Below are 22,312 nucleotides of genomic sequence, written 5' to 3'. Positions count from 1 at the left end.
AGAATCGGGCGTCGTGGACATCACCGTGCAGGATCCGCTTGTCGGGCAGGTGCTCGACGGGCGTTACCGGGTCGAGGAGCGCATCGCGGTCGGCGGGATGGCGACGGTCTACCGGGCCGTCGACCTGCGGCTGGACCGTACCCTCGCGCTGAAGGTGATGCACCCGGGCCTGGCCGCCGACGAGGGCTTCGTGGAGCGCTTCATCCGCGAGGCCAAGGCGGTCGCGCGCCTCGCCCACCCGAACGTGGTCAACGTCTACGACCAGGGCACCGACGGCACCTACGTCTACCTGGCCATGGAGTACGTGGCCGGGCGCACCCTGCGCGGCCTGCTGCGCGAGCGCGGCGCGCTGTCGCCGCGGGCCGCCCTGGACGTGCTGGAGCCGGTGCTCGCCGCGCTCGGCGCCGCCCACCGCGCCGGCCTGATCCACCGGGACATGAAGCCGGAGAACGTCCTCCTCGGCGACGGCGACCCGGACGCCACCGGGCGGTCCGCCGCGAAGGACGGGCCCTCCCCGGTCAAGGTCGCCGACTTCGGCCTGGTCCGCGCGGTGGACACGCAGACCGGCGCGACCACGGGCGCGGTGCTCGGCACCGTCTCCTACCTCGCCCCGGAGCAGATCGAGCACGGCATCGCGGACCAGCGCAGCGACGTGTACGCCTGCGGTGTGGTGCTCTACGAGATGCTCACCGGCCGCAAGCCGCACCCCGGGAACACCCCGATGCAGGTGATCATGCGGCACCTCAACGAGGACGTGCCCGCGCCCTCGGCCGCCGTGCCCACGATCGTCCCCGCGCTGGACGCCCTGGTGGCCCTGGCCACCGCCCGTGACCCCGAGCACCGCCCGGCCGACGCCGACGCCCTGCTCGCGCAGGTACGAGCGGCCCGGGCCGCGCTGACCGACGCGGACCTGGACCGTACGCCCCCGGTCACCGTGCCGTCGGCGGACCCGGACGACCCCACCCGCGTGGTGCGCGCGGAGTCCGGCCCGGAGGACCCGACCAGCGTCGTCCCGCTGCCGCTGACCGGCGACAGCGCGCTGAACCGTACGAGCCGACTCCCCTTGCCGCCCACCGGGACCGACGGCCCGGACGGCCCGGGGGCCGACAGCGGCGGCGGCCGGTTGCGCGGCCGGCGCGGCCCGCTGGCGGTGATCGCGGTCCTGCTCGTGCTGCTCGGCGTGGGCGCCGGGGTCTGGTACGTGGCCGACGGCCGGTTCACCACGGTGCCCGGGGTGCTGTCGCTCACCGAGGCCCAGGCCCGGCACAGGCTCTCCCAGGCCGGGCTCGGCAGCAAGGTCGAGCAGGACTTCTCGCTGACCGTGCCGCGCGGCAACGTCATCGCCACCCGCCCGGGCCCGGGCAAGCGGATCGGCGACAACGGCACGGTCACCCTCACCGTCTCCAAGGGCCCGCAGGTGGTCCGGGTGCCCGACGTGACGGGCCGGCCGCTGGCCACCGCCCAGCAGGAGATCAAGGCCGCCGGCCTGGTCCCCGGCCAGGTCACCCGCACCTTCAGCGACACCGTGCCCGCCGGGAAGGTCATCTCGACCAGCCCGGCCGGCGCCACCGATCGCGCCCCGGGCACCCCCGTCACCCTCACCGTCTCCCGCGGTGCCGCGGTCGAAGTGCCCGACGTCATCGACGAAAGCCCCGACCAGGCGCAGCAGGATCTCACCGACGCCGGGCTCAAGGTCGTCATCGCCCCCGACACGGTCTATTCCGACCAGGCCGACAGCGGCAACGTCGCCCGTGAATCGCCCGGCGGCGGTGCCCAGGCCGCTGCCGGGGACACCGTCACCATCACCCTCTCCAAGGGCCGGCAGATGTTCGACGTCCCCGATGTCGGCGGTAAGCACACGGGCGAAGCCAAGCAAATCCTCGAGGACGCCGGCTTCAAAGTGCGGGTCATCACCCTTTTCTTCGGCGACACCGTTTTCAGTCAATCCCCGACCGGCCAGGCACCCCAGGGAGCGACGGTCACCCTCTGGGTGAGATAACGGGCGCCGGGTTCGCCCGGAGTGCCCAAGGGGCGCTCCCGGCGAAACGCCCGCCGCCGGGCGCAGCCCGACCATGTGCGAGCCCAAGCCGGGGCGAACCCGGGGGAATTTCTAGAGCTCCGGCCCGTCCCCGGGCTCCTCCTGGTAGGAGAAGCGCTGCTCTTTCCAGGGGTCACCCAAATTGTGGTAGCCCCGCTCCTCCCAGAAGCCGCGGCGGTCAGCCGTCATGTATTCGACGCCGCGGACCCATTTGGGCCCTTTCCAGGCGTAGAGGTGGGGAACGACGAGGCGGACGGGAAAGCCGTGCTCGGCGGTGAGGGGCTCGCCCCCTTTATGCGTGGCGAAAATCGTGGAGTCGTCGAGGAAATCCTCGACGCGCAGGTTGGCGGAGAAGCCGTACTCCGCCCAGACCATGACGTGGGTGACGTCGGCGGCGGGAGGAGCCAGCTTCGCGAGGGTGGCGGCGCCGACGCCACCCCATTCGACGCCGAGCATGGAGAACTTGGTGACGCAGTGGAAATCGGCGACCACGGTACGGTAGGGCAGCGCGGAGAACTCGTCGTGGTTCCAGCGGGTGGTCCCGCCGTCGGCGGTGGCGCCGAAGACCTGGAACTCCCAACGGTCGGCGCGGAACCGCGGGACGGGACCGTAGTGGGTGACCGGCCAGCCCCGCTGGATCCGCTGCCCCGGAGGGAGCTCTCCCCCTCGGTGCTCGGACTGACCCATGTCTCCATGGTGACAGACCGGACGTAATGCTTCTGACCGGCCCCGGAGCGTGCGAGGATGCGCCCCTGGAAGCGGTGCGGGGGGCCGACGCGGGCCAAGGGGGGCCGACACGGAAGGACGGCGCCATGCAGGGCGACCCCGAGGTGATCGAATTCCTCAACGAACAGCTCACCGGTGAGCTGACCGCGATCAACCAGTACTTCCTGCACGCGAAAATGCAGGAGCACGCCGGCTGGCTGAAGCTCGCCGAGCACACCCGGGCGGAGTCGTTCGACGAGATGCGGCACGCCGAAATGCTCACCGACCGGATCCTGCTGCTGGACGGGCTGCCCAACTATCAGCGGCTGTTCCATGTCCGGGTGGGCCAGACGGTCACCGAGATGTTCGAGGCCGACAAGCAGGTCGAGGTCGAGGCGATCGACCGGTTGCGCCGGGGCGTGGAGCTGATGCGGGCCAAGAGCGACATCACCTCGGCCGACATCTTCGAGGCGATCCTGGCCGACGAGGAGGAGCACATCGACTACCTGGAAACCCAGCTCGCCCTGGTGGAGAAGCTCGGCGAACCGCTCTACCTGGCCGAACAGATCCGCCAGCCGGACGTGAACGGCAGCTCGACCGACTCCACGGACTAGGCGGGCCGGGCCGGCTCCACGGCTCAGGCGGCGGGCGGGAGCACCGCGGGCGGAAGGACGACCGGCGGCACCGTACCAACCGGCTCCTGCGCCTCCTCCTCCACCGGCACCAGCTTGTCCCGGGTGACGCAGCCCGCGCCCCGGCCCAGTAGGGACTGGATGCGCCGGACGCAGGAGCCGCAGTCGGTGCCGGCCTTGCAGGCGGAGGCGACCTGGCGGGGAGTGCAGCGGCCGTCGGCGTAATGCTGCCTGACCTGCTCTTCGGTGATGCCGAAGCAGGAGCAGACGTACACGCGTTCACCGCCGTTCCGGGGCCGGGAGGACTGAGGCAACCCTTACCTTACCTGCCGCCCATTGCGGAGAAAAGCCACGAGGGGCGCGGACCGGTGTGATCCGCGCCCCTCGGGCAGAAGTCGGAACTAGCCCCGGTACATCTCCGCCACCAGGAACGCCAGGTCCAGCGATTGGCTGCGGTTGAGCCGCGGGTCGCACGCGGTTTCGTACCGCTGGTGCAGGTCGTCGACGAAGATCTCGTCGCCGCCGCCGACGCACTCGGTGACGTCCTCGCCGGTCAGCTCGACGTGGATGCCGCCGGGGTGGGTGCCCAGGCCGTGGTGGACCTCGAAGAAGCCCTTGACCTCGTCGAGCACGTCGTCGAAGCGGCGGGTCTTGTGACCCGACGCGGCCTCGAAGGTGTTGCCGTGCATCGGGTCGCACACCCACGCCACCTGGGCGCCGGAGGCGGTGACCTTCTCCACCAGGGTGGGCAGCTTGTCGCGGACCTTGTCGGCGCCCATCCGCACGACGAAGGTGAGCCGGCCCGGCTCGCGGTCCGGGTCGAGGCGGTCGATGTACGCGAGCGCCTCCTCCGGGGTGGTGTTCGGGCCGAGCTTGACGCCGAGCGGGTTGCGGATCTTCGAGGCGAACTCGATGTGCGCCCCGTCCATCTGCCGGGTGCGCTCGCCGATCCACACCATGTGGCCGGAGACGTCGTAGAGCTGCCCGGTCCGGGAGTCGACGCGGGTGAGGGCCGACTCGTAGTCCAGCAGCAGCGCCTCGTGGGAGGCGTAGAACTCCACGGTGCGGAATTCCGCCGGGTCGGCGCCGCAGGCCGCCATGAAGGCGAGCGCGCGGTCGATCTCGCGGGCCAGCGCCTCATAACGCTGCCCGGAGGGCGAGGACTTCACGAAGTCCTGGTTCCAGGCGTGCACCTGCCGCAGGTCCGCGTAGCCGCCGGTGGTGAAGGCACGCACCAGGTTCAGGGTGGACGCCGAGGACTGGTACATCCGCTTGAGCCGCTGCGGGTCGGGCACCCGGGCCTCGGCGGTGAACTCGAAGCCGTTGACCGAGTCGCCGCGGTAGGTGGGCAGCGTCACCCCGTCCCGGGTCTCGGTCGGCTTGGAGCGCGGCTTGCTGTACTGCCCGGCGATCCGGCCGACCTTGACCACCGGCACCTGGGCGGCGTAGGTGAGCACCGCTCCCATCTGGAGCAGGGTCTTGAGCTTGTTGCGGATCTGGTCGGCGCCGACGGCGTCGAAGGCCTCCGCGCAGTCGCCGCCCTGGAGCAGGAACGCCTCACCCTTGGCCACGGCGCCCAGGCGGGCGCGCAGCACGTCGCATTCCCCGGCGAAGACGAGCGGCGGATACGAGGCGAGGTCGGCGACCACATCGCGCAGAGCCTCGGGGTCGGGCCACTCGGGCTGCTGCGCCGCGGGAAGGGAGCGCCAGGTGTCGCCACCGGCGTCGATGGAAGCGTTCACAGTCACGCACCCACACTACGGGGTCGTGTCCGCGCCGTTTCGCTCCGCTCACTGGGTGAGACATCGGCGTCCGCGGCCCGGCGGTCCCGGGAACCACAGGAGCCGCTGATAGCGTCCCCACGATTCGGGGGCCGCCCGGACCGGGCGGTGGCCAGGGAGGGGCGCGCCCAGCGTGCCGGAGAACCGGAGAAGCCGAAGGAACGAGAAACGTTGACAACGTCGACAAATGAAAAAAGATCCAGGGGCCAGCACCGCCGCAGGAGATCGGCGATCGCATACGGCGCGGCCGGACTGGTGCTCGCCACCGCGGCGACCTACGGGACGATCGCCATCGCCTCGCCGTCGTCGTCCGCCGCCGACCCCAACGGGATGAACCCGCACGCGCTGCAGGACGACTTCACGTCCGCCGCCAAGGAGTTCAAGGTCCCGCAGAGCGTCCTGATGGCGGTGTCGTACCAGATGACACTGTGGGAGGCGCACAACGGCGAGCCCAGCACCACCGGGAACTACAACGTCATGGGGCTGACCCGGGTCGACCCCGCCGACGTGGCCGCCCGCGGTGCCGACCAGGCCACCAATGAGCTGGACCAGAGCGGTGACCCGGTCAAGCAGAAGCATTTCCACCCCGACGCCAAGGTGCTGCGGACCACCGGAGCGGTGGACACCACCGACCCGCGGCTGCACACCCTGGACGCGGCGGCCAAGCTGATCGGCGGGTCCGCGGGCGCGCTGAAGACCGACACCCGGCAGAACGTGCGGGGCGCGGCGGCGCTGCTGGCGCAGTACGAGAAGACCGCGAACGGCTCGCTGCCCACCGACCCGGGCCGCTGGTACCCGGCGATCGCGCGCTACAGCCAGTCTCCCGACGTGCAGGGCGCGCAGCTCTTCGCGGACCGGGTCTTCGGCTCGATCCGGTCCGGCGTCGCCCGGACCACAGCCGACGGCCAGCAGGTCACCCTGACGGCGTCGCCGGACGTCACGCCGGTGCAGACCGCCCGCACCCCGCTGGCGGCCGCGATCACCCCGTCCGCGACGACCACGACCACGGCGACGCCGACCCCGGAGTGCCCCACGTCGCTGAAGTGCAACTTCGTGCCGGCCGCGTTCAAGCAGAACAGCTCGGACAAGGCCGACTACGGCAACTACGACGTGACCAACCGGCCGGCCGACGGCGTGAAGATCACCTCGATCGTCATCCACGACACGGAGAGCTCGTACAGCAGCGCGCTGACCAGCTTCCAGGACCCGACCGCCTACGCCAGCGCGAACTACCTGATCCGCGCCTCGGACGGCCTGGTCACCCAGCTCGTCCAGGACAAGAACACCGCCTGGCACGCCGGCAACAAGTCGGTCAACATGCACTCGATCGGCATCGAGCACGAGGGCTACGCGATCAAGGCCGGCTCCTGGTACTCCGAGCCGGAGTACTCGTCCTCGGCGCAGCTGGTGCGCTATCTGACCGCGCTGTACGGCATCCCGCGGGACCGCGAGCACATCTTCGGCCACGACGAGGTGCCCGGTCCGCTGGACTCGTACGTCGCCGGCATGCACTGGGACCCGGGCCCGTACTGGGACTGGAACCACTACATGCAGCTGGTGACGGCGCCGACCGGCGCCGGGGGCGCGGGCGCGCCGCTGCGCACCGGCCAGGTGGTCCGGGTGGTGCCGCCGTACACCACGGCGAACCAGCCGACGATCACCTACGGCGGCACGACCCAGGCGGCGCACCCGGCCAACTTCGGTTACCTGTACACCTCGGCGTCCACCGGTTCGGCCAAGCTGAGCGACCCCTACCTGCACGGCGGCACCGCGGGCACGACGGACGGCCCGGACTGGAGCGACAAGGTCGTCGCGGGCGGCCGGTACGTGGTCGCCGGTGTGTCGGGGGACTGGACGGCGATCTGGTACGGCGGCAAGAAGGGCTGGTTCTACAACCCGGGCGGCCAGTACACCTCGACCGTCGGCGACGGCAGCGCCACGGTGCTGACCCCCGCGGCCGGCAAGACCTCGATCCCGGTGTACGGCAGGGCCTACCCCGAGTCGGCGGCGTACACGGGCACCCAGGTGCCGGTGCAGACCGACAACGACAAGGCGCTGACGAAGTACTCGATCCCGGCCGGCCAGAAGTACGTGCCCGCGGGTCCGGCGGTCAACGGCGACTACTTCTACGCCGAGAACATCGACAACAGCGCGCCCGGCGACCACACCCTGGTCACCGGCACCCAGCAGTTCTTCCCGATCCGCTTCGACCACCGCATGGCGTGGGTGCGCACCACCGACGTCCAGCAGGTGCAGTCGACGGCGACGCTGCCGGGCAGCACCCGGGCCGACCTGATGGGCCGGGACTCCTCCGGCGTCCTGTGGCAGTACCAGGGCACCAGCAACGGCTCCACGCCGTTCCTGAGCCGGTACAAAATAGGTTCCGGCTGGCAGGTCTACAACGCGATCACCCGGCTGACCCCGCTGCACGCGGACGGCACCGGTGACGCCGTGGCACGCGACACCTCCGGCGTGCTCTGGTACTACCAGGGCAGCGGCAACATCAACCAGCCGTTCAAGGCACGCACCAAGGTGGGCGCCGGCTGGAACATGTACACGCTGCTCGCCGGGGTGGGCGACATGACCGGCGACGGCAAGGCCGACCTGGTGGCCCGGGACAGCAAGGGCGTGCTCTGGCTGTACCAGGGCACCGGCAGCACCACCGCGCCGTTCGCCACCCGGGTGCAGATCGGCGCCGGCTGGAACACGTTCAACGCCCTCGTCGGCACCGGGGACATCACCGGCGACGGCAAGCCGGACCTGGTCGCCCGCTCCACCGGCGGCTACCTGTACCTGTACAAGGGCACCGGCAGCGCCACCGCGCCGTTCGCCGCCCGGGTCCAGGTCGGCAGCGGCTGGAACATCTACGGGCTGGTGTTCTGACCTGTTCCGACCGGCGCGTCACGCGCCGGCCGCCGGAACGCACGGCGGGAAACGGGCAGCGGGAACGGACGGCCGCGACCGGCCCGTTCCCGCCGGCCGACCGGCCCGTTCCCGCCGGCCGGCCGGTCCGGGCACTCCGGACCGGCCGGACCGGCCCCGCGCCCCTCCGATTGCGGTAGGGTCGCAGCCATGCGCGCGACGCTCTCGATGACTCAGTGGTGGTGGACCGCTCCCACGGCGGCCCGCTGACGATCGCGCGTACGAACTTCGCGAAGGCCGCCCCCAGGGGCGGCCTTCGGCGTTTCCCGGCCCGGCCGCCCCTTCCCCGCAACCGGAAGGAAGCCCTGCCGTGCACCTGACTCCCGAGCAGCTCGTGGACCGTCTGCTCGCCCCCGGCTGCCCGCCGTTCGCCCTGCTGCGCCGCGCCGCCCCCGGCCGCCCCGAGGACCTGGTGGAGGTGCTGGTCGGCCCGGTCACCGAGGCGGACGAACTCGCCGGGATCCCGCTGCCGTCCGGCGCCCCCGGCACGCCGGTCACCGACGCGCTGGTCCTGGTCCCGTTCCGGCAGATCCGCGAGCGGGGCTTCGACGTGCGCGACGACGGCACCCCGCTGGCGGTGCTGACCCCGGCGCAGGCGTACGAACTCCCGCTCGCCGCCCTGCTGCCCGCGCTCCCGGCCGGCCCGGTGCGGGTCGAGGACGGCGCCTTCGACCTGACCGACGACGACTACGCGGACGTGGTGGCGCGGGTGGTGGCCGAGGAGATCGGCACCGGCGAGGGCGCCAACTTCGTGATCCGCCGCACCTTCCGCGGCCGGGTGCCGGACTTCGGCCCGGCCGCCGCGCTGGCGCTGTTCGCCCGGCTGCTGCGCGGCGAGCGCGGCGCGTACTGGACGTACGTGGTGCACACGCCGGAACGCACGCTGGTAGGCGCCAGCCCGGAGGTGCACGTGCGGATGTCCGGCGGCACCGTGGTGATGAACCCGATCAGCGGCACCTACCGCTACCCGGAACAGGGCCCCTCGGCGGACGGGCTGCTGGAGTTCCTGCACGACCCGAAGGAGGTCGAGGAGCTGACGATGGTCGTGGACGAGGAGCTGAAGATGATGTCCGCGATCTGCGGCCACGACGTCCCGGCACACCACGAGGGCGGCGGCGTGGTGGTGGGCCCGCGGCTGAAGGAGATGGCGCACCTGGCGCACACCGAGTACGAGCTGCGCGGCCGCTCGGCGATGGACGTACGGGACGTGCTGCGCGAGACGATGTTCGCCGCCACCGTGACCGGATCGCCGCTGCAGAACGCCTGCCGGGTCATCGAGCGCCACGAGTCCGGCGGCCGCGGCTACTACGGCGGCGCGCTCGCGCTGATCGGCCGCGACGCGGGCGGCGCGCAGACCCTCGACTCCCCCATCCTGATCCGCACCGCCGACATCTCCCCCGCCGGCGAGCTGGCGGTGGCGGTCGGCGCCACGCTGGTACGTCACTCCCGGCCACGGGCGGAGGTCGCCGAGACGCACGCCAAGGCGGCCGGGGTGCTGGCGGCGCTCGGAGTACGGCCCGGATCGCAACGGCCGGCACCGGAGCCCCGGGCGCGGCTCGCCGACGACTTCCGGGTGCGGGCCGCGCTGGACGCCCGCCGCGCCAAGCTGGCCCCCTTCTGGCTGCGGATGCAGACCGGTGCCACGCCGGGACCGCTGTCCGGGCACGCCCTGGTGGTGGACGGCGAGGACTCGTTCACCGCGATGCTCGCGCATGTGCTGCGCTCCTGCGGGCTCACGGTGACGGTCCGCCGCTACGACGAGCCGGGCCTGCGGGAGGCCGCGCTGTCCCACGCAGGACCGGTGGTGCTGGGCCCCGGACCGGGCGACCCGAGGGACACCGCCGACCCGAAGATGCGGTTCCTGCGCGCCCTGGCCGCCGATCTGGTCCGCGACCACCGGCACGGGCTGCTCGGGGTGTGCCTGGGCAACGAACTGCTCGCCGCCGAACTCGGCCTGGACCTGGTCCGCAAGGACGAGCCGTTCCAGGGCGCGCAGCAGACCGTCGACTTCTTCGGCCGGCCGGAGACCGTCGGCTTCTACAACTCCTTCACCGCGCGCTGCGATACGGCGACGGTGGAGGAGCTGGCGATGCACGGCATCACGCTGAGCCGGGACGCGGTCAGCGGTGACGTGCACGCGCTGCGCGGCCCGGGCTTCTGCGGGGTGCAGTTCCACCCGGAGTCGGTGCTCACCATGAACGGGCCGGCGCTGCTGGCCGGCCTGCTCGCGGCGGTGGACCCGGCCGCGCGGGCCTGATCGTCCCGGTCGCCCGGGGCCGCCGGGGGGACCGTCGTCAGGCGGTCTCCCCGAAGCGGTCGGCGGCCGGCAGCGGTTCGGCCCCGACGGGCCGGACGGGCTCGGCGAGCACCGGGCCGATCAGCATGGCGACCGCGGCGATCATGGCGTACTCGTCGTCGGTGCCGTCCAGGACCAGATCGGCGCGGTCCCGGGCGGGGGCGACGTACTCCGCGTGCCGGGACCGGCCGGTGCGCAGGTAGTTCTGCAGGGACAGCCGCGGGTCCTGCCGCTGGATCTCGATCTTGCGCAGGATCTTGCGGGCGAGCCGGATGTCGTCGGGGGTGTCCACGTACACCCGCCAGGTGGCGCGGGCGGCCACCGAGGGCAGGGTGAGGGCGAACAGGCCCTCGACGACGACCAGCCGGTACCCGCCGGAGCGGGTCATGGTGTCCAGGGCCCGGGCGACGGCGTCCTCGTCGATCGAGCCGGGATGGTTCCAGTCCAGCGTCTCCGCGCCGGAGGCGCTGCGGGTGCGGACCCCGCGCAGGTCGTCGTAGAAGTCGTCGAGGTGGATCAGGCCCACGGCCCCGGGGTGGTGCCGGGCCAGTGCCACGGCGAGGGTGGACTTGCCGGAGGCGGTGCCGCCGGCCACCGCCAGTACGGGTGCGGTGATGTCGGCCTGCCGCCGCCCGCCGCCGCCCTGGTACGGGTGCGCCACGCGCACCCCTGCCTCTTCACCCGTCATGCCGGGCGCTCCTCATGTGCTCAAAAGGGACCGGTCAGGCCGGGTGGAGGGAGGATAGGGCGGCAGGATCACCCACGGCAAGCGCGCTGGGTCAAGGCGCGGGCACGAACAAGCAAGGGAATTCGCGGTGACCCGCGGGGCTACCCGAAGAAGACACCCGCTTCCTGGTAGAGGGCCGGATCCACGGTCTTCACGGCGGCCGTCGCCTCCCCGATCGGCACCCGCACGATGTCGGTGCCGCGCAGGGCGACCATGGCCCCGAAGTCGCCGTCGTGCACGGCGTCGATGGCGTGCAGCCCGAACCGGGTGGCCAGCCACCGGTCGAAGGCGCTGGGCGTGCCGCCGCGCTGCACATGGCCGAGGACGGTGGTGCGGGCCTCCTTCCCGGTGCGCTTCTCGATCTGGTCGGCCAGCCACTCGCCGATCCCGGACAGCCGCACATGGCCGAAGGAGTCCAGGGTCCCGTCCTTGAGCACCAGGTCGCCGTCGCGGGGCATCGCGCCCTCGGCGACCACGACGATCGGCGCGTAGCGGATCCTGAACCGGTTCTCCACCCAGGCGCAGACCTGGTCGAGGTCGAAGCGCTGCTCGGGGATGAGGATCACGTTGGCGCCGCCGGCCAGCCCCGAGTGCAGCGCGATCCAGCCGGCGTGCCGGCCCATCACCTCCACCACCAGGACCCGCATGTGGGACTCGGCGGTGGTGTGCAGGCGGTCGATGGCCTCGGTGGCGATGTTGACGGCCGTGTCGAAGCCGAAGGTCCAGTCGGTGCCGGACAGGTCGTTGTCGATGGTCTTGGGGACGCCGACGCAAGGCACGCCGTACTCCGCCCAGAGCGTGGCGGCCACGCCCAGCGTGTCCTCGCCGCCGATCACGACGAGGGCGTCGACGTCGAGTTCGGACAGGGTGCGGCGGACCCGTGCCGGGCCGTCGGCCGTCTTGAGGGGGTTGGTGCGCGAGGAGCCGAGGATGGTGCCGCCGCGCGGCAGGATGCCGCGCACGGCCGGGATGTCGAGGCGCATGGTGTCCCCCTCGAGGGGACCGCGCCAGCCGTCGCGGAAGCCGGTGAAGTCGTAGCCGTACTCCTGGACGCCTTTGCGGACGATGCCGCGGATGACCGCGTTGAGGCCGGGGCAGTCGCCGCCGCCGGTCAGAACTCCGACCCGCATGGACGTTTCCCTTCGTCGGGGGCCTGCGAGGACGAAACGTTCCGGATGTGCAACTACCGCCAAGCTAGCGTGACTTGGGTCACATGTCGCCGCCCTTGCCGGGCGCCTTCGCGCCGGAGTGCGCGGGGTGCCCCGCGGGGGTCCGTGGGCGGTTCGTGGGCGGTTCGTTCGCGGGCCGTACGGGGTCCCCGCGCGGGCCGTACGGGGGTCGGTTCGCGGCCCGTACGCGGTCCGCGGAGGTCTCAGCCGCGCTCGCCCGCGCCCGCGTCCGCGTCGCCGTCGAGGCCGCGCTCGATGGCGTACCGGACCAGCTCCACCCGGTTGTGCAACTGGAGCTTGCCCAGGGTGTTCTGGACGTGGTTCTGCACCGTGCGGTGCGAGAGCACCAGGCGCTGGGCGATCTGCTTGTAGCTCAGGCCCTTGGCGACCAGCCGCAGCACCTCGGTCTCGCGGGCGGTGAGCCGGGGCGCGGCGGGCTCGTCGGGCGCGGCCGGGGCGGGCGCGGCGGCCAGCCGCCGGTACTCGCCGAGCACCAGCCCGGCCAGCCCCGGGGTGAACACCGGGTCGCCGACCGCGGTCCGGCCCACCGCGTCCACCAGTTCCTCCCGGCCGGCCGACTTGAGCAGGTAGCCGGTGGCACCGGACTTGACCGCCTCCAGCACGTCCTGCTGCTCGCCGCTGGCGGACAGCACCAGCACCCGCACCGCCGGGTCGTCGGCCACCACCTGCTTGCACACCTGCACCCCGGAGGCGCCCGGCAGGTTGAGGTCCAGCACCAGTACCTGGGGGCGGGCGGCGCGGGCCCGGCGTACCGCCTCCGGCCCGTCGCCGGCGGTCGCCACCACCTGGAACCCGGCCTCGCTCAGATCGCGCGCCACCGCGTCCCGCCACATCGGGTGGTCGTCCACCACCATCACCGTCACCGGCGATTCGGCCCGGGTGTCGCCCGCGGTGCCGACCGTCATGCCGTACTCCCCTGGTTCGCTTCCGTCAGTTCTCCCGTTCCCCCGATACGGGGCGCATCACCGGCGGCTGCGGCGGTACGGGCGGGCGGCGCGTCCGGGTCCGGCGGTGGCGGGTGGCGCGGGAGCCGCAGTTCGACCTCCGTGCCCTCGCCGGGGACGGAGATCAGGGTCGCGGTGCCGCCCAGGTCGCGCAGGCGGCCGCGGATGGACTGGGCGACGCCGAGCCGGCCCTCGCGCTCGGCGGCGGCCAGGCGGCCGTCCGGGATGCCCGGGCCGTCGTCCCGGACGGTGACCAGGACGGTGCCGTCCTCGTCCTCGACCAGGATCCAGGCGTGCGCCCGGGGTCCCGCGTGCCGGCGGACGTTGTCCAGCGCGGCGCCGACCGCGGCGGCCACCTCGGCCGCGGCCACCGGGTCCAGCGGCACCGGCGTCGCGGGCGCGGAGACGGTCACGGTGGTGGACGCCAGCGGCGCGAGCAGGCCGCGCAGGTCGCGCGGGCCCGCCGGGGCGTCCTCGGCCGCGGCCCGCTCGCCGCTGATCAGGGCGCGCAGCGCGGCCTCCTGCTGCCCGGCCAGCCGGCCCAGCTCCGCGGCCTCCCCGCCGGCCCGGTCGCCGCGCCGCTTGACCATGGCCAGCACCTGGAGCACGCCGTCGTGGATGTCCCGGGCGAGCCGTTCCCGCTCCCGGGTGGCGGCCTCGATCCGCAGCGCGCGGGCCAGGGTGCGCTCACTGGCCCGGGCGACCTCCACCACGTAGCCGATGGCGACCCCGGAAACCCAGACCAGGATCACGTTGTGCACGGTGTCGCGGGTGAAGGCCCGGCGCTCGGCCAGGTCCGCGGCGGCGACCAGGCTCGCGGCCAGCGCCGCCCAGCGCCAGCCGCCCTTGATCGCGAAAGCCAGCACGGAGCCCGCGGTCCATATCGACGGCAGCGTGAACGCCCCCGCCTGGATCCGGGCCGGGGTGTCCACCACCGCGGTGAGCAATACCCCGGTCAGGGCCACGGTCAGATCGGCCGCGAGGAAGCCCTTGGTGCAGCGCTCGGCGCCGCGCAGCCGGCCCACGGTGCCCACCGTCCACACGGTGAGCACCGCCATGTACGCGCCCGCGCCCAGCGGATGCCGCAGCCGGCCGTACGCGTGGGCGTACAGCGCGAGCACGTAGCACAGGGTCAGCAGGCGGTACGCGATCAGCGCGCGCCACAGCGGCTGCTCGACCGACATGCGCGGTGCCGGCACGGTCCCCTCCCCCTCGCCGCCCGGCCGGTCCCCCGGCCGCCGCGGCCCGGTCAGCCGGACGACTGCTCCCGGCCCGCGGCCCCCGAGGTGTCCCGGGCGGCCTGCCTGATCCGCGAGGGCCGCCTGACCGCCGCGCCCCGGCCCGCGCCGGTCTCGCCGGCCGCTGAGTGCTCCTCGGGCTTCCCGGGGCCCCCGGTCTCCTGGGCCTCCAGGTCTTCCCGGGTTTCCTTGGCCTCCTTCGCCTCCTCCGCGGCGCGCTTGGCCTCCTCGGCGATCTGCCGCTTGCGGGTGGTGGCGTAGATGTCCACGTACTCCTGGCCGGACAGCTTCATGAGCTCGTACATCACCTCGTCGGTGATCGAGCGGAGGATGAAGCGGTCGCCCTCCATGCCGCGGTAGCGGCTGAAGTCCAGCGGCTTGCCGATGCGGATGCCGGGCCGGACGGTGAACTTGGGGATGACTTTGCCGACCGGCTGGACCTTCTCGGTGTCGATCATGGCCACCGGGATCACCGGGGCGCCGCTGGCCAGCGCCACCCGGGCCAGGCCGCCGGGCTTGCCCCGGTAGAGCCGGCCGTCGGGCGACCGGGTGCCCTCCGGATAGATGCCGAACAGCTCGCCGCGCTCCAGCACGGCCAGCCCGCTGCGGATCGCCGCCTCGCCGGCCCCGCGCACTCCGGAACGGTCCACCGGCAATTGCCCGACGCCCTTGAAGAAGGCGGCCGTCAGCTTGCCCTTGACCCCCGGGGAGGTGAAGTACTCCGCCTTGGCGATGAACGTGACTTTCCGGTCGAGTACGGCCGGCAGGAAGAAGGAGTCGGAGAAGGACAGGTGGTTGCTGGCCAGGATCGCCGGACCCTCGGCCGGGATGTTGTCCAGCCCCTCGACCCACGGGCGGAACGCCGCCCTGAGCGGTGAACCGATAACGATCTTCATCGCGCCGTAGAACAACGTTGCGAACCCTCCTGGGGTGATGACCGGTCCTCCTGCGAGCCGATGCAACGACCTTAACGCCCCTGCCCGGCAGCGGTGCCACGCGGCGGGACCGGCAGGGCTTCCCGTCGGCGGGGACCGGCAGGGCTTACCGCTCGGGATCCGCTCCGCGTACGCTGAATCTCTCACTACCGTGTACCCGCGACTACCGTGTACCCGCGTACGAGCATCCGAACAGGAGACCAACGGTGCCGCTCATGCCCGGAGCCGAGCCGTACCGCCATGACGGCGGCGACACCGGCGTCCTGCTCTGTCACGGTTTCACCGGCTCTCCGCAGTCCATGCGGCCCTGGGCGGAGTATCTCGCGGCCCGCGGCCTCACCGTTTCCGTACCGCTGTTGCCCGGCCACGGCACCCGCTGGCAGGACATGCAGGTGACCGGCTGGCAGGACTGGTACGCCGAGGTGGACCGGGGGCTGCGCGAGCTGGCCGGCCGGTGTGCCCGGGTGTTCGTGTGCGGGCTGTCGATGGGCGGCGCCCTGGCGCTGCGGCTGGCCCAGAAGCACGGCACCGAGGTGGCCGGCCTGGTGCTGGTCAACCCGTCGGTGAAGGCGGACAGCCCGCAACTGAAGGCGGTTCCCGTGCTGCGGCACCTGGTGCCTTCGGTGCCGGGTATCGCCAGCGACATCGCGCTGGACGGCGGCGCGGAGATCGGTTACGACCGGACCCCGCTGCACGCCGTGCACTCGCTCAGCAGATTCTGGAAGATCGTCAGCGCCGGGCTGCCCCAGGTGACCCAGCCGCTGCTGCTCCTGCACAGCCGGGTGGACCACGTGGTGCACCCGTCGAACTCCGCGGTGGTCCTGGCCCGGGTGTCGTCCACGGACGTCACCGAACGGGTGCTGGAACGCAGCTATCACGTGGCCACGCTCGACCACGACGCCGAGCAGATCTTCGCGGAGTCCCACGACTTCATCCAGCGGCTGAGCGCCCCCGCCACGGGCGGGCCCGGCGCGGCGGTCAAGGAGGGTACCGCAGGTGGCTGACCGCGAGGACGAGGGCACCGCCCCGCAGGAGGAGCCGTCCCGTCCACCGCTGGACGAGGACGCCGCGTGGGCCGCGCTGGTCGCGGGCTACGACAACGAACCCGATCCGGGGGCGGCCGCGAGCTGGCCCGAGGCCGAGAACGTGCCGGCCGACCCGGAGCCCAAGCGGCCGGTGGCACCGCCGCCGCCCCCGACCCGCAGCATCGTCGTGCACCCGGTGATCTCCGGGCCGCGCGATTTCGAGCTGGTGGAGGACGACGAGGACGCGCATTTCGTGCCGCCCGAGCCGCCCCCGCTGCCCGACGCCGACCTCACCACCAAGTTCGCCTGGATCGCCGTCCTCGGCGGCCCCCTGCTGCTGCTCGGCTTCGTCCTCTTCCAGCTCGACCTGACCTGGTGGGCGGCCACCTTGGGGGTCGGCGGATTCCTGGGCGGATTCGGCACGCTGGTGGCACGCATGCGCACCGGCGAGGACGACGACGACCTGCCGGGGGGCGGGGCGGTGGTCTAGCCCGGCTCGGTCCGGGTCAGCTCGCCGGAATCCGCAGCGCCGCCAGGACGGGCATGTGGTCGGTGGCGGCGTGGAGGTCGGTGCGGGTGATGTCCGGGAGCGGGGTGGGGACGCCGCAGCCGAGGATGTCGATGCCGGGGGTGCAGAAGACGGCGTCGATGCGCTGCAAGGGGGGCCGCTGGTTGGTGACGGCGGCGCCCCAGGGGCGGACCGCGTAGCCGTCCTGGAGTTCGGCGGCGATGCGGGAGAAGCCGGGGCGGTCCGGGGGCTCGTTGAAGTCCCCGCCGAGGACGACGTGGGGTTCACCCATGGCGGCGACCCGGTCGAGGACCAGGCCGGCCTGGGTGAGACGTTCGGCGGGGCTCAGGCTGAGGTGCGTGGAGACGGCCGCCAGCCGGGCGCGGCCGAAGCGGAGCACGGCGGTGGCGAATCCGCGCTGGTGCAGCCCGGGAGTACGGGGCATGAGCAGGTCCTCCGCGCGCTCGACGTGCGCGCGCAGCGAGGTGAGGATCATCGGCCCGGTGGCCGGGGCGCCACCGGTGACGTACACCAGGTCGGTGGCTTTGGCGAGACGCTCCGCGGCCTTGCGCCATCGGAAGAACCGCGGGGCCTCCTGGACCAGCACGATGTCGGGGGCGCAGGCGCGGATCACCCGGGCCAGCGCCGCCTCGTCGTCCCGCATGGAGCGGATGTTGTACGTGAGCACGCGGACGATCGCCGAGCCGTCGGGCTCGCTCCCCGAGCCCGGCAGATCCTCCATGGTCGCGCCTTTCCGTCGTCTGCCCCGCGTTGTCCCGCGCATTTCCCGCGTCGTCCTGCCCGGTCACCGGTCACCCGGTCGCCCGGTCATCCAGTGTGCGTCCCCGGCCGCGGCTCCATCGCCCGGCCGGGGCCGTCTCAGCCCTGGCGGGCCAGGTCCGCCGCGCCCACCAGCCCTGCCTTGCCGCCGAGCTGCGCGGCCAGCACCTGGGCGTGGGGACGCCACTCGCCGCCGATCAGCCAGCGCCGGAAGGACTTGCGGATCGGGTCGAGGACCAGCTCGCCCTCGTCGGAGACACCGCCACCGACGATGAACGCGGACGGGTCGAACAGCGAGGCCAGGTCGGCCAGCCCCGCGCCGGCCCAGCGGGCCAGCTCGCGGAAGGAGTCCACGGCCACCGGGTCGCCCTGCCGGGCCGCGGCGCTGATGTGCTTGCCCTCGATCCCGTCGACCGTGCCGTCGCCCAGGGCGAGCAGGGTCCGGGCGTTCTCCGGGGTGGCGTTGGCCCGCTGCCGGGCGTAGCGGACCAGGGCGCGCCCGGAGGCGTACTGCTCCCAGCAGCCCTGGCTGCCGCAGCCGCACAGCAGACCGTCCGGCACCACCCGGATGTGACCGAACTCGGCGGCGACGCCGAACCGGCCGCGACGCAGCTTGTTGCCGATGATGATGCCGCCGCCGAGGCCGGTTCCGAGCGTGATGCAGATCACATCGGAGTGGCCCTGGCCGGCGCCGAACCGGTACTCGCCCCAGGCCGCCGCGTTGGCGTCGTTCTCCACCACGACGGGCAGGCCGACCCGCTGTTCGACCTTGTCCTTGAGCGCCTCGTGCCGCCAGTTGATGTTGGGAGCGAAGAGCACCGTGGCGCGTTTGTCATCCACGTAGCCGGCGGCGCCGATGCCGACGGCCTCGACCTGGTGACCGGTGCCGACCTGGCGCACCGCGGCCACGATCGCGTCCACCACGCCTTCGGGAGTCGACGGCGTCGGCACCACGACCGTGTCGAGAATCGAGCCTTCCTCGTCGACCACTCCGGCCGCGATCTTGGTGCCGCCGATGTCGACGCCGATGGTGAGTCCCATGTGTCCCTCAGTTTTCGGTCGATCCCCGCTAAGAGAACCGTACCGGAGGAGGGGTCAGTCGAGGTCGATGTGTTCAGCCGGTGAACGCGGGGACCGGCTCTCGGCGCTCCAGCGGGCCTCCGCTCCGGCCACCGCGGAGCGGTATGCCGCCAGAAGTTCGGCCCCGGCGGACGCGAGGTGGTCGAAGACGTCCGGATTGCGGTCGACGATGGGTTCGACCACGGAACGCACTTGGGAGAAGACCCCCTGGGCGGCGATCTGCACCGCGGGGGTGCGCAGCCGGTCCGAGACGGCCTCGGTGACCGCCTCGGCGAACCGGCGCAGTTCGTCCACGGCGGCCCCCGGTCCCTGGCCGGCCTCGGCACGCCTGCGGGCGTGCTCGGCGGCGATGTCCTCCGCGCTGGCCTTCGCCCACGCGTCGTCGTCGGGACGGTCCGTGGCTTCGCTCATGTTGGGCTCCAAACGGCACGGCGGAATCTGCCTCGGTTCCCCTTCGACGTTACCCGACCGGTCGCCCGAACCACGGGTGCCCGCACGGGCGGTCGCGCCGGGGGCCGGGCCCGCGCCGCCGTACGGGATCCGGTACGTGATCGCGGATCCGGTGCGTGATCGCGTACGTGATCCCTTGGGCGGTTCGTGATCCCGTACCGCCTGGGGGCCCTCAGCGCGGCCAGAGGTCCGGATCGGGGGTGAACCGCACCCGCAGTTCCCCGTCGCGCAGGGCCGCCCCGGAGACGGTGCAGCGGCGCAGCGCGGAGGGCAGCGGCAGGATGCGGCGGAAACCGCCCGCGTCCACCACGAGTTCGTCGCCGCGCCGGACCAGGTCCAGGCCCCGCCGGGTCGCCCCGGGCAGCGGCAGGGTCCACACGAAGTGGCCCTCGTCGGCCAGCAGGTCGGTGACCGTCCAGGGGTCGCCGGCCGCCCGCCGGGCCGCGACGGGGGCCGCGGGCAGGGCCAGTTGGCCGTCGGCGGCCGCGTCGGGGCCCAGGTGCGGCAGCTCGTGCAGGGGTACGCCGTCGGCCGCGCACTGGGCGGCGAGTTCGTCCAGGTGCGTGCGCTGGCGCCCGGCCAGGGCGGCCAGGAACGGATCGGCCGAGCCCTCCGGCAGCAGCCGGTTGGCGGCCACCGCGGTCGGCCGCAGCCCGTACAGGGCGAGCCCGGTGCGCGCGGTGCGCAGCCGGTCGGCGGCGCCCGGCCCGGGCTCCAGGACCACGGCCACGCTCGTGCCGGCGTCCTCGATCACCGCCTGCACCGCGGCCAGTTCCTGGTCGGCCCGGGCGGCGGCGTCGTAGGCCCACTCGGCCGGCATAGGCACCCCGGCGAGCTGGGCCAGGACCGGGCGCAGGGCGCGCGCGGCCTGGCGGTCCTCGGGCAGCAGCCGCCACAGGTAGCGGCGCAGCTGCCCGGGCAGCGCCAAGGTGCGGATCGCGTCGGGCACCGGCGGCAGGTCGGCCACCACCAGGTCCCAGGTGGTGGAGCCGCCTGCGCCGGGCGGCGGGGGCGCCGCTGCGTGCTCGGGGTGCGTCTCGCGCAGCGCCCGCAGCAGGGCCAGGGCCTCGCTGCCGGGCAGTTCGGTGAGTTCCTCGGGGTCCAGCGGCGCCGCGCCGAGAAGCCCGAGCAGGGCGCCGATCCGGCCCTGGAGGTTCAGCGCCTCGGCCCGGAAGGAGGCGGCGGGGTCGATGACGGCGACGTAGAGGCCGTCCACGCCGTCGGCCGGGTACGGCAGCGGCAGTCCGGTCACCGGGGAGGTGCCGGGTGTCCGGGTGTCGTCGGCCGGTGCGGAGCCGTCGCCGTCCTCGGAGCCGGGGGCCGCGGGCAGCAGACGGGCGGCCGCGTCGGCGTCGGCGGTCAGCAGCAGGACGGCGGCGCCGGCCCGGGCCGCCGCAGCGGCGGTGGCCGCGGCGACCGTGCTGCGGCCCGCTCCGGCCGCGCCGGTGACGAGCAGAGTGCGGGGCGAGGCCACGGATCAGGCGCCGTCGTGCGGTCCGGCGGCGTCCTTCGCCGGGCCGCCCGCGTCGCCCCCGGTGCCGTCACCCGTGTCGCCGAGGGTGCCGTCCGCGGGCTCCGGCGGCGTCTCCACCCGCTTCTTCAGCCCGGCCAGCGCCCGGTCGATGATGACCTTCTCGGCCTTGCGCTTGATCATCCCCAGCATCGGGATCTTGACGTCCACGGTGAGCTGGTAGGTGACCTCGGTGCGGACCCCGCCGTCCAGCGGCGCCAGGGCGTAGGAGCCGTCCAGCACGCGCAGCATCTGGGACTTCACCAGCGACCAGTGCACCTCGTTGTCGCCGACCCAGCGGTAGGCCAGGGTGTGGTCGTCCTTGATGGCGCCGGCGTCCAGCAGCAGCCGCACCTGCTCGGCGCGGCCGGCCGGGTCGGTGGCCAGCACCTCGGCCTCCTTGACCTCGCCGGTCCACTCCGGATAGCGGTCGAAGTCGGCGATGACGCCCATGACGACGGCCGGCGCCGCCTCGATCGTGATGCTCGACCGCGTGTGTTCCGCCATCGCCGTGGCCCTCCGGACTACTGCTGGATGTGCTGCTCGGACTGCTGCTGTGACTGCTGCCGGACCGGTCGCCCGCCGTGCCGGTGACGGTTGCGCCGGGCCGTCCGCCGGCTGCGCTGAAGGCTACCGCGCCCGGGCCCCGCCGTGATCACCCCGCTCACCACTGGAGCGCCCATGGCGTACGGGTGTGGTTGAAGTGGCCGACGTTGACGCACTCGGTGCGGCCGATCCTGGTCCGGGGGATCAGCGGGTTGTGCACGTGCCCGAAGAGCGCGTACTTCGGCTGGGTGAGCCGGATCGCCTCCAGGATGGCCTCGCTGCCCCGCTCGAACCGGCGGGCGACGGTGTCGTAGCACAACTCGGGTATCGCGGGCGGGATGTGCGAGCAGAGCACGTCGACCTCGCCGACGGCGGCGACCTTGGCCGCGAACTCCTCCTCGCCGATCTCGTACGGGGTCCGCATCGGGGTGGGCAGCCCGCCGCCGACGAAGCCGAAGCGGCGGCCGCCGATCTCCGCGGTCGCGCCGTCCAGGACGGTGGTGCCGGGCAGGGCGTACTCCGGCCACAGGGCGGGCACGTCGACATTGCCGTAGGTGGCGTACGTAGGGGTGGGGAAGGCGGCGAAGAGTTCCGCGTACTGCTTGCGCACGCCCGCCTCGATGGTGGCCCGCTGGTCCAGGCCCGCCCACAGCTCCTGGCTGAGCGCGCGGGCCTCCTCGAAGCGGCGGGCGGTGCGCAGTTCCACCAGGCGGTCGGCGTTCTCGGCGCCGAACAGGTCGGGGAATATACCGCGGGAGTGATCGGCGTAATCGAGGAAGAGCACCAGGTCGCCGAGGCAGATCAGGGCGTCGGCACCGTCACCGGCGCGGGCGAGTGCCTCGGCCGCACCATGCACGTCACTCACCACATGCACCCTCATGACGTCACCATATAGGGGCCTGCCGCGGTCCGAGCCGGATCGCGGCGGTCCGCCAGCGGGTCACCTGCGGGAGGGCGGGCGGCTGGTCTAGTGTGCTGGTCTACCGCCGCGCGGGCCCGTCCCGG

General features: G+C 73.1%; 20 protein-coding genes. 6 read left to right on the top strand and 14 right to left on the bottom strand.

The features are described 5' to 3' along the window. The first annotated feature begins 13 nt into the window (after positions 1-13). Positions 14-1,999, top strand: coding sequence for a Stk1 family PASTA domain-containing Ser/Thr kinase (pknB, locus tag ITX44_RS13200; RefSeq protein WP_205357351.1), 1,986 nt, complete (start codon positions 14-16; stop codon positions 1,997-1,999). A 111-nt stretch (positions 2,000-2,110) separates the two neighbouring features. On the opposite strand, the gene ITX44_RS13195 is transcribed toward pknB, so the two are convergent. Beyond that, positions 2,111-2,725 carry a sulfite oxidase-like oxidoreductase gene (locus tag ITX44_RS13195; protein ID WP_205357350.1) on the bottom strand — a complete coding sequence of 205 codons (615 nt, stop codon included), beginning with the start codon at positions 2,723-2,725 and terminating at the stop codon, positions 2,111-2,113. A 125-nt stretch (positions 2,726-2,850) separates the two neighbouring features. Between ITX44_RS13195 and bfr the strand changes: the two genes are divergently transcribed. Then, positions 2,851-3,357: a bacterioferritin gene (gene bfr, locus ITX44_RS13190; protein ID WP_205357349.1), complete on the top strand. Its 507-nt coding sequence runs from the start codon at positions 2,851-2,853 to the stop codon at positions 3,355-3,357. A 23-nt stretch (positions 3,358-3,380) separates the two neighbouring features. On the opposite strand, the gene ITX44_RS13185 is transcribed toward bfr, so the two are convergent. Next, a complete protein-coding gene (locus ITX44_RS13185) occupies positions 3,381-3,650 on the bottom strand; it encodes a (2Fe-2S)-binding protein (protein ID WP_205357348.1) in 270 nt (89 codons plus the stop codon). 126 nt (positions 3,651-3,776) lie between these two features. Next, the gene (locus tag ITX44_RS13180; protein ID WP_205357347.1) at positions 3,777-5,123 is read right to left on the bottom strand and encodes a class II 3-deoxy-7-phosphoheptulonate synthase; all 1,347 of its coding nucleotides are present in this window, start codon (positions 5,121-5,123) and stop codon (positions 3,777-3,779) included. Between the two features lie 288 nt (positions 5,124-5,411). Here ITX44_RS13180 and ITX44_RS13175 point away from each other — a divergent pair, with 288 nt between their 5' ends. Both ITX44_RS13175 and ITX44_RS13170 read left to right on the top strand, forming a co-directional pair. After that, positions 5,412-8,039: an N-acetylmuramoyl-L-alanine amidase gene (locus tag ITX44_RS13175; RefSeq protein WP_307795244.1), complete on the top strand. Its 2,628-nt coding sequence runs from the start codon at positions 5,412-5,414 to the stop codon at positions 8,037-8,039. Positions 8,040-8,388: 349 nt separating this feature from the next. Then, entirely contained in the window at positions 8,389-10,335 is a 1,947-nt protein-coding gene (locus ITX44_RS13170; protein ID WP_205357345.1) for an anthranilate synthase family protein, read from the top strand. Between the two features lie 37 nt (positions 10,336-10,372). On the opposite strand, the gene ITX44_RS13165 is transcribed toward ITX44_RS13170, so the two are convergent. The 5 genes from ITX44_RS13165 to ITX44_RS13145 all read right to left on the bottom strand — a co-directional run bounded on the left by ITX44_RS13165 (position 10,373) and on the right by ITX44_RS13145 (position 15,369). Further along, positions 10,373-11,062 (bottom strand): uridine kinase family protein, encoded by a 690-nt coding sequence (locus tag ITX44_RS13165; RefSeq protein ID WP_205357344.1) that lies wholly within the window; start codon positions 11,060-11,062, stop codon positions 10,373-10,375. 140 nt (positions 11,063-11,202) lie between these two features. Beyond that, complete coding sequence (locus tag ITX44_RS13160) at positions 11,203-12,231, bottom strand: 6-phosphofructokinase (RefSeq protein WP_205357343.1); 1,029 nt, start codon at positions 12,229-12,231, stop codon at positions 11,203-11,205. 242 nt (positions 12,232-12,473) lie between these two features. Beyond that, positions 12,474-13,196 (bottom strand): response regulator, encoded by a 723-nt coding sequence (locus tag ITX44_RS13155; RefSeq protein WP_205357342.1) that lies wholly within the window; start codon positions 13,194-13,196, stop codon positions 12,474-12,476. Then, positions 13,193-14,419 carry a MacS family sensor histidine kinase gene (gene macS / locus ITX44_RS13150; protein WP_205357574.1) on the bottom strand — a complete coding sequence of 409 codons (1,227 nt, stop codon included), beginning with the start codon at positions 14,417-14,419 and terminating at the stop codon, positions 13,193-13,195. The genes ITX44_RS13155 and macS overlap by 4 nt, the downstream gene beginning before the upstream one ends. Positions 14,420-14,484: 65 nt before the next feature. Beyond that, entirely contained in the window at positions 14,485-15,369 is an 885-nt protein-coding gene (locus ITX44_RS13145; protein ID WP_205357341.1) for a lysophospholipid acyltransferase family protein, read from the bottom strand. A gap of 245 nt (positions 15,370-15,614) precedes the next feature. Between ITX44_RS13145 and ITX44_RS13140 the strand changes: the two genes are divergently transcribed. Together ITX44_RS13140 and ITX44_RS13135 are read left to right on the top strand one after the other, a co-directional pair. Then, positions 15,615-16,412 carry an alpha/beta hydrolase gene (locus ITX44_RS13140; protein ID WP_205357340.1) on the top strand — a complete coding sequence of 266 codons (798 nt, stop codon included), beginning with the start codon at positions 15,615-15,617 and terminating at the stop codon, positions 16,410-16,412. After that, positions 16,405-16,923 carry a hypothetical protein gene (locus ITX44_RS13135; protein ID WP_205357339.1) on the top strand — a complete coding sequence of 173 codons (519 nt, stop codon included), beginning with the start codon at positions 16,405-16,407 and terminating at the stop codon, positions 16,921-16,923. Before ITX44_RS13140 ends, ITX44_RS13135 begins: the two co-directional genes overlap by 8 nt. Positions 16,924-16,939: 16 nt before the next feature. Here ITX44_RS13135 and ITX44_RS13130 read toward each other — a convergent pair whose 3' ends face one another. The 6 genes from ITX44_RS13130 to ITX44_RS13105 form a co-directional block, all read right to left on the bottom strand. Then, positions 16,940-17,683, bottom strand: a complete 744-nt coding sequence (locus ITX44_RS13130) for an endonuclease/exonuclease/phosphatase family protein (RefSeq protein WP_205357338.1) — start codon at positions 17,681-17,683, stop codon at positions 16,940-16,942. 137 nt (positions 17,684-17,820) lie between these two features. Continuing rightward, on the bottom strand, positions 17,821-18,762 hold the full coding sequence (locus tag ITX44_RS13125; protein WP_205357337.1) for an ROK family glucokinase: 942 nt from the start codon (positions 18,760-18,762) through the stop codon (positions 17,821-17,823). A gap of 54 nt (positions 18,763-18,816) precedes the next feature. Beyond that, complete coding sequence (locus ITX44_RS13120; RefSeq protein WP_205357336.1) at positions 18,817-19,212, bottom strand: DUF5304 family protein; 396 nt, start codon at positions 19,210-19,212, stop codon at positions 18,817-18,819. Between the two features lie 211 nt (positions 19,213-19,423). Next, positions 19,424-20,725: an ArsA family ATPase gene (locus ITX44_RS13115; RefSeq protein ID WP_205357335.1), complete on the bottom strand. Its 1,302-nt coding sequence runs from the start codon at positions 20,723-20,725 to the stop codon at positions 19,424-19,426. A gap of 3 nt (positions 20,726-20,728) precedes the next feature. Beyond that, entirely contained in the window at positions 20,729-21,268 is a 540-nt protein-coding gene (locus ITX44_RS13110; protein WP_205357334.1) for an SRPBCC family protein, read from the bottom strand. Between the two features lie 157 nt (positions 21,269-21,425). Beyond that, positions 21,426-22,187: a metallophosphoesterase family protein gene (locus ITX44_RS13105; protein ID WP_205357333.1), complete on the bottom strand. Its 762-nt coding sequence runs from the start codon at positions 22,185-22,187 to the stop codon at positions 21,426-21,428. Between the last annotated feature and the right edge of the window lie 125 nt (positions 22,188-22,312).

The organism is Actinacidiphila acididurans (assembly GCF_016918855.1).
In the GTDB taxonomy this organism is placed as follows: Bacteria; Actinomycetota; Actinomycetes; order Streptomycetales; family Streptomycetaceae; genus Actinacidiphila; species Actinacidiphila acididurans.
This window is presented reverse-complemented; position numbering and strand designations above follow the sequence as displayed.